Genomic DNA, 6402 nt, shown 5'->3' with positions numbered 1-6402 from the left:
ATTATGAAATTGTCTCCAGAATACAGTTATTCGCCGCGGGAGCCAGCTTTGACTCAATATAAGTGTACACACTGCAGCTATTCTGCAGTTACACCTAATATATATTTCTCAATTACTTCGGCGATGCCGTCCTCGTTATTTGAGGCAACGACAGCATCCGCTTCCTGCTGCACCGTCTCCTGGGCATTGCCCATGGCCACACCCAGACCGGCGGCCTGAATTGCCGCCAGATCGTTCAGGCTGTCGCCTACGGCCACCACCTGGGACATCTCAATACCCAGCAGCTTGCAGACCTCGCCGATTCCGTAAGCCTTGTTCACGCCAAGCGGGTTAATTTCGAGGTTAGTCGGTGTGGAATTGGTAATTTCCAGTCCCCCCAGATCCTGAAGCTGCATCAGCAGCTTATGGCGGATCTCGTCATCCTCTGTGGAGTAACCGAATTTCAGCCACTCCCTGTTCATAATGTCCCCGTCCCAGTTATTACGGTTGTAGACCTGCTCTGTGGAATAAGCCCAGAACCAGATCCCGTATTCCTCAGCAATTTCGTACAGCTGCTGAATCAGCGCCGGGTCCATCAGCGAACGGCGGTACAGCTCATACGGCTCGCGCCAGAGTTCACTGCCGTTCACAGTAATCATCGGCGTCTTAAGTCCAAGCTGCTCAGCGTATGGCATAGCACTCCGGAACGCCCGTCCTGTGGACAGGCAGACATGCACGCCGGCATCAACCGCTTTTTGAATCCATTCTACTGTCTTCGGGGTAATCAGTTGTTCATCATTCAGCAGGGTTCCATCCATATCCAGTGCAAGCAGGCGGTATTTGGCAGTCATTGCCACCCCTCCATTTCTTGTATGCCCCTCTTGATGAGGGGCTAATTAATATTGCTTAGTTTGTTGAATCAGCGGCATTTGTGCCGTCAGTTGCATTTGCCTCACTATCCGCAGATTTCAGTGATTTTTTCGGTACTCCGTCCAGGCCGTACTCCCAGTCATACGCATCAAAAATCTTACGGGCTACCGGGGCAGCACTGTTCGAACCGAATCCGCCCTCCGGAATAACTACGGCAACAGCCAGCTTAGGTTTATCACGCGGGGCAAAAGCAATAAACACCCCGTTATCACGATTCGTATTCGTTCTGTCCGTCTGCTGTGAGGTCCCCGTCTTGCGGGCAAAATCATAAGAGAAGTCAGAGAATGCAGAAACCTCACTCTTCATGCCCTTAATTACTTCCCTCCAGTGTGCCTTGTCGAAGGTAGTGACTTCATCCAGCACCTCGCGCTCAAATTGCTTAACGACATTGCCTTTGGAATCGGTAATCTTGCTTACCAGCTGAGGCTTAATCCGTACGCCTTCATTTGCCAGAGTAGAAGCATACTGGGCAAGCTGAAGCACGGTGTAACGCCCCTGCTGGCCGAAGGAGGCATAGACAAGAGCGGCCTGCGCGCTTCCCGCGGCCTTGGTATCGGTATAGTTGATCTGTCCGAGGAACTCTCTCGGCAATCCGCTCTGGGTAGAGACGCCTAATCCGAATTCCTTCATATATTGATCCCAGACATCAATCCCCTTATTCTGGTATTTCTCCCATAGCTTCTTGCCGATCATATCAACCATGAAGGCGTTGGAGGATTTCTCAATCGCTTTGGCCGGGTCCATCGATCCGTATACATGACCGGAGGCGTTACGTACAGAAGCATTATCATTTTTACCGAAGTAGGCAATCCCTCTGTCCTGATAGATGGTTGAAGTTGTAAAAAAGCCTTCATTCAGCCCGATGAGTACACTTAGCGGCTTAATGGTCGAGCCGAGCAGTACGGTAGAACCGAACTCATGGCCTGACATGCCCGAGGAATACGGCGTAATGGTCCCGTTCTGATAGTTACCCATTATCTCGTTCCATACCTTCGTATCCATCTTGTCGGCCGTCCACACATTGGTATCATAGTCCGGCATGCTTGCCATCGCCACGATATTTCCGGTATCGACTTCCATGGCTACCGCATAGCCTGTCAGCGCATCGGTGTGGGTCTTGCCCTGCACGGCGTGGGTATGGAGCCAGCTGATCTGATCCGTAATCGCCTGTTCGGTTTTCATCTGAATGGATTTGTTAATGGTCGTCCATACATCATTGCCTTTGACAGGAGGCACAACCTCTTCGACCTTCTCTGCCATGTTCTGCGGATTCACGGAGATTACCTGATAGCCGTTTTTACCGCGCAGCTCTCGCTGGTATTGCAGCTCAAGCCCGTCAAATCCGACAAATTCATCATCTTTATAGCTCAGGCCGGGGTCAGCATCTATTTTTTTCATTGCCGCCTGAATATTTTTGTAGATATCCAGACTGTTAGAGGATTTGAACGGCTTGATATAACCGATCGTCTGCACGGCTACCGTATCCTTATCATAGTGCCGGCTGCTCTCCTCGACAATTGCAAGGCCGGGATATTCACTTTTGTGCTCCATGAAATAAGCCACTTCCTCCGAAGTCAGCCCTGCCTTGATCCGGCGGGCCATGAAGCCCGAATATTTCTTGAAATACAAATCCAGTGAGTCGATGACATCCTGTTCTGTCAGCTTGGCAGCAGCAGGATCACCGTATTTATTAAAGTCCTCAACCAGCTTCGCTGCCAGTGCCTCGCCCTTTGCCTTGGCATCCGGGGTCAGCGCCGTTTCGCCGGTAATTTTGTCCGTGGCTTTAGCTGTATATTCCTTGGTTAATGTAATGTAAAGCGACTGTACGGAAGTTGAATAAGCAAGCTCCTCGCCTCCTGCCGCACGGATCACACCGCGGATTGCTGCAAGCGGGACATTTTTGGTATCACGGCTGGTCTCCACCTCGGTAAGCGTAGGCCCTTCAACAAACTGTACAACGGCAAGACGGATAATAATGACGCAGAAAATAGCAAACGTGCTGAAAAAAAACACGTTAATCCGCAGGCCAAGCGAGCTCTTGGTAGTATCTTTGTCTGGCGGAGAGGCCTGCTTACGGAAAAAACTCACAGTTTTTCACTCCTTTACAGCTTAAATAAACATTTCGGGCATATCATGCACGTACTCCACCCGAATTGTACCATATAACGGGTCTGACTTCCTCTTTGTCACATTACATCCTGTTTAAGATGGGTTTCGGCAAAATCCTCCGTATTGAACCAGTTCCCGCTGGAGGCCCAGGTGGAATCAAGCGGAATCCAGGCCTGCCGTTCCGGGATAAAGACCTCATTCCAGGCATGCGGGCCGTAGCCCCCCTGCCCGTCATAGCCCCGTCCGGTAACAACGCGGACCTGAAGTCCCTGGGAGCGGCCCATAACCGCATACAGCCGGGCATAATCAATGCAGACTCCGAGCCGGGTATCGAATGTATCCTGCGGCGTCTGCTCCTTCCAGATTCCATTCTGCTCATAATTATCCGCCTTGCTGTAATCATAGGTAATCCGGGAACCAATCCAGTCATACAGCTGCCTGGCCTTTGCCTCAGAATCAGCAGCTTGTCCCGCAATATCTGCTGCCGCCTGCTCAATATCAGGTGAAATGTCATGATCAATCACCTCATATTTGCGGCGCAGAATATCGTTCATCTCGGCGGCTACCGCTTTCGTGAGGACAGGCAGCCTGCTGCGCACATTCTCGCCGGCAATCGGTTCAAACACGGCTGCCGCACTCTGGCTATATATAGGAGAGGATTCGACATAGCGGCTGAACCCGCTGTCCGGATTAAGCCCGACTCCTATATACAAGGCGAAGACCAGCACCAGTCCGCGGACCAGCCCGACAGCCAGCCCGATAACCGCACCGCCCAGCCGGCTGGTCTGGTTCATTCTCCGGCCATGCGGACGCTCCTTGCGTCCCGTAAGGCGGAAGGGCAGGAACATGAACAGCAGCCCAAGCAGCGGGCGGATCAGACTGTAGCTTAACAGCAGCAGCAGGAAAAACCGCACCAGGGGTGAGCCCTCAAGCACCGATACAGCCGTGTAATACAGCTGCTGCCACCCGCTGAGCGGACTGTCCGGCAGCACCACCGATGCTGCCCAGCCTTCAGCGACCGGTGAAAAATACAACGCCGCAGGAATAGCGATAATCAGTGCCGCTACAGTCAGCAGCCCGGTTCCCAGGAGACCAAACAATCCTCCTGCCGCACGGCTGAATCCGCGGCTGTAGCCCTGCAGGAGGGAAAAGAGCACGACCAGCAGCAGCAGGATCGAAATCAGGTTGGCTTCACTTAAGCTTGCTATCCAGCTGTCCAGCATGTCCATTCCCCTTTCTGCATTTATAGCGCCTCAACGGTATGCATGCTAATTCCCGTTCTTCCGGGCTTCGTCTATAAATGTTTTGGTCGTATCGGTGATACTCCACTTGCCGAGGCTGACACCGCGGAAGGTCACTTCCACCTTATCTTCTCCCGCTGTCCCCTTAACCTCAAGATTCGGCGTCGTAATCGTGAAGGTACCGTCTCCGTTTGAGGTGTATTTTGCTTCCTTGGCTTCGCTCAGCATAACCTCCTGGGCTTCGCTCTTCAGAGTGCTTACCGTACTGTCTGCCACCTTATTCACTGCATCACCGATCTGATCCATAGTAACCCCGCTGTAAATGAACAGACCGGCGATAATAACGATTGCGATGGCCCACTTCAGCACCGTTTTGACCAGATTAATAACCGCAAACAGGATGACGAGCGCTATAACAATAACAAGCCAATTCTCTCTGATAAATTGTGACCAAACTGCCGGATCCATCAATTTCACAACACCCCTATCGCAATATTCATATTCATTATTATACATGAATGCCCCATATAATTCATGATTGCCTGAGTGCATGCAGGTTAGACGAATAAAATGGTATAAGCCCTCCGGGGCGCACGTACAGTACAAGTAGGCCTGTTTGTAATCTGCTGGCTGAAGCTGTCCTTATGCCGATAGTCAAAAAGAAACCGGCTGGCCCGTCTTCCGGGTCATGACCGGTCCTTCCGGAGGTGTATACCGTGAAAACTGCACTGTGGCTCTATCTGTTTCTGTTCCTGGCCTTTTTTGATCTGCATGCACAGTATCCGATCCTGACCCCGTTTGCCATGTCGCTTGGCGCAGGCCCTGCCTTCATAGGCTGGATGATGGGCATGTATTCACTGACCCATCTTCCCGGCAATCTGCTGGCCGGCGTACTCGTTGACAAAAACGGCAGCCGCCGTTACATCGTCTTCAGCCTGGTGGCAGCAGGTATTCTGCTGCTTCTGCAGGCTTACGCCCAGCTCCCCTGGCATCTGCTTGTGCTGCGGGCAGCCAGCGGATTTGCGCTGGCTTTTCTCTCCCCCGCCTGCATGACACTGCTGGCCTCACTGTCCAGCGATTCAGCCACACAGGGCAAATATATGTCCGGGCACGGCATCATCCATACGCTGGCCTCAGTGGTGTCCCCGGCAGCCGGGGCTTATATCGTGCATAAGGCCGGTTATTCCGGCACCTTCACCACTCTGGGCTGGCTGCTGATTGCCACCGGCCTCATGGCTCTGATCAGCGTGCCGAAGAAAGCACCTGCCCGTGCCCTGGCTGTACAGCCGCCGTCTCAGCCGGCTTCACCGAAACCGTCTGTTCCCGCTGCTGAAGCCGTCACCAGCCGGCGCTACTATCTGCTGCCCTTCTTCGTCTCTTGCGCGCAGGGTGTCCTGTTCTTCGAGCTGCCTCTGTCACAGGGACAGGACGGCATCGTCTCAACCGGTGTGCTGCTCTCGCTCATGAGCCTTGGGGCACTGGCTACACTCAGCCTGATGTTCCTTAACCGCACTTCTCCGGCAGCCCGCATCGCTGCCGCACTGCTCGCTATGGCGCTCTGCTTCTTCACCCTGGCCGCTTTCACAACCATTCCGGCAGGTGTTGTCCTGTTCATGCTGGGAGCAGCAAAGGGTGTGCTGTTCCCGGCGATGGCTTCACTGTTCATCAGTCTGGGCAGCGGCGGCCGTTTAGGCCGCACCTTCTCGCTGCAGTCCATTGCCATGTCGCTTGGCGCCTTTGCCGGACCGGTTGCCGCCGGACAGCTTCGCGGATATGTCTCGCCATACTTCATAGCCTTCGTCTTGCTCATGACGGCTATCCTGCTGCTTCCGCCCAAAGGAATCAGCAGGCCTTCCCTTTACCATAAAGGCTTAAATAATCCAGCAGCCTGATATACCCTCCTGGTGCCTGTAACAAATCACGCCAAAGTCCGCACACCTTTACCGCTATAATCAGCCATAACGCCGCCCGGCCGCTGCCGGGCAATTTTCTTTTTACGACATTTCCCGGGGAATGATTGCGCTTATCGCGTATCCGGCTGTTAAAAATGACGAAGCTTAGGTAAAATAAGCGGTAGGTACCTGTATTAATCATTAATCCGCTTAAGCTTAACGCCCCTTCAGAAATTTAGATTCAGAGGTGA

The 6402-nt window shown here is 52.9% G+C and carries 5 protein-coding genes; 1 reads left to right on the top strand and 4 read right to left on the bottom strand.

The genetic code is table 11. The features are described 5' to 3' along the window. Positions 1-77: 77 nt before the first annotated feature. From BN3772_RS12495 to BN3772_RS12480, 4 genes are all read right to left on the bottom strand, one after another. Entirely contained in the window at positions 78-830 is a 753-nt protein-coding gene (locus BN3772_RS12495) for a Cof-type HAD-IIB family hydrolase (RefSeq protein WP_042199787.1), read from the bottom strand. Positions 831-885: 55 nt separating this feature from the next. Next, on the bottom strand, positions 886-2997 hold the full coding sequence (locus BN3772_RS12490; protein ID WP_042199786.1) for a peptidoglycan D,D-transpeptidase FtsI family protein: 2112 nt from the start codon (positions 2995-2997) through the stop codon (positions 886-888). Positions 2998-3095: 98 nt separating this feature from the next. Then, positions 3096-4241, bottom strand: a complete 1146-nt coding sequence (locus BN3772_RS12485; RefSeq protein ID WP_042199785.1) for a transglutaminase domain-containing protein — start codon at positions 4239-4241, stop codon at positions 3096-3098. A 45-nt stretch (positions 4242-4286) separates the two neighbouring features. Further along, positions 4287-4727: a hypothetical protein gene (locus BN3772_RS12480; protein WP_042183229.1), complete on the bottom strand. Its 441-nt coding sequence runs from the start codon at positions 4725-4727 to the stop codon at positions 4287-4289. 248 nt (positions 4728-4975) lie between these two features. Between BN3772_RS12480 and BN3772_RS12475 the strand changes: the two genes are divergently transcribed. Next, complete coding sequence (locus BN3772_RS12475; protein ID WP_042199783.1) at positions 4976-6151, top strand: MFS transporter; 1176 nt, start codon at positions 4976-4978, stop codon at positions 6149-6151. Positions 6152-6402: the final 251 nt, after the last annotated feature.

This window comes from Paenibacillus camerounensis (assembly GCF_000723885.1).
Lineage (GTDB): Bacteria > Bacillota > Bacilli > Paenibacillales > Paenibacillaceae > Paenibacillus_AQ > Paenibacillus_AQ camerounensis.
This window is presented reverse-complemented; position numbering and strand designations above follow the sequence as displayed.